At 49.2% G+C, this 708-nt stretch carries 2 protein-coding genes; both read right to left on the bottom strand.

All coding sequences use genetic code 11. The features are described from left to right. Positions 1–42: 42 nt before the first annotated feature. Positions 43–408, bottom strand: coding sequence for a hypothetical protein (locus tag ACTHUR_RS14130; RefSeq protein WP_440399181.1), 366 nt, complete (start codon positions 406–408; stop codon positions 43–45). A 69-nt stretch (positions 409–477) separates the two neighbouring features. Further along, the coding region (locus tag ACTHUR_RS14125) for a hypothetical protein (RefSeq protein WP_440399179.1) at positions 478–708 on the bottom strand (231 nt) is incomplete at its 5' end.

Below are 708 nucleotides of genomic sequence, written 5' to 3'. Positions count from 1 at the left end.
GTCGTCTGAAAACAAGAAATACCATCCGAAACGATATGCGGCTTACCTGACGAACAAATCCACAAACTCGGCGCAATCTTTGTTGCGACACCTTGTTTTTAGAGTCTTCAGATGTGCAAACAACTGCTGTTTCTCGCTGTCGCTCAGTTTACGTCCTTTATCATCACGGACTTGGTTGTATTTCGGCGTATTTTTGACATCAAAACCACGGTTGATAAAGAAAACCGTTTCCTTACCAGCCGCGTTGCGCACGGTAAGCATCATGCTGCCGCCGTCCGCCGCGATGTCGCATTTGTCTGCAACAATGGCAGTGTAGTCAGTGTACATGGCTGTTCTCGGTTTGGTTTGGCTGTACGCCGTTTGACTCAATAAAACGGCGACAGCAATCGCAATGCAATGTTTCAACATGATTTGCTCCGTTTGCGTTTTCAGAGTGCGTAGCCTGCCTGTGGTACGATCTCTTCCGATTTGCGGCTTCTATGCCGCATCGGACGATTCCTCCTTGACCGCTTCCAACAGCGGTATCAACAGCTCTTCCACCAATCTCTGGAACAACGCTCCTTCCACCGGCTCGGTATCTTCGTTGCCGAACACTAAAGCGACTTCGGTATAGTCTTTTTGCCCTTTGCTGACTTTGTTGCCGTGATAGCTTTCCTTGGCTTTGTTCAGGGCATCTTCCCAGCTCTGTTTTTTGCCGTAGGCTTCGGC

The sequence above is a fragment of the Neisseria sp. P0021.S007 genome (genome assembly GCF_051956855.1).
Note: the sequence above shows the minus strand (reverse complement) of the source record. Positions and strands in the feature narration are given on the sequence as shown.

Bases quoted from the DNA above. Each gene is read 5' to 3' on its own strand.
- ACTHUR_RS14130 (WP_440399181.1), bottom strand. From the start codon at position 408: ATGTTGAAACATTGCATTGCGATTGCTGTCGCCGTTTTATTGAGTCAA.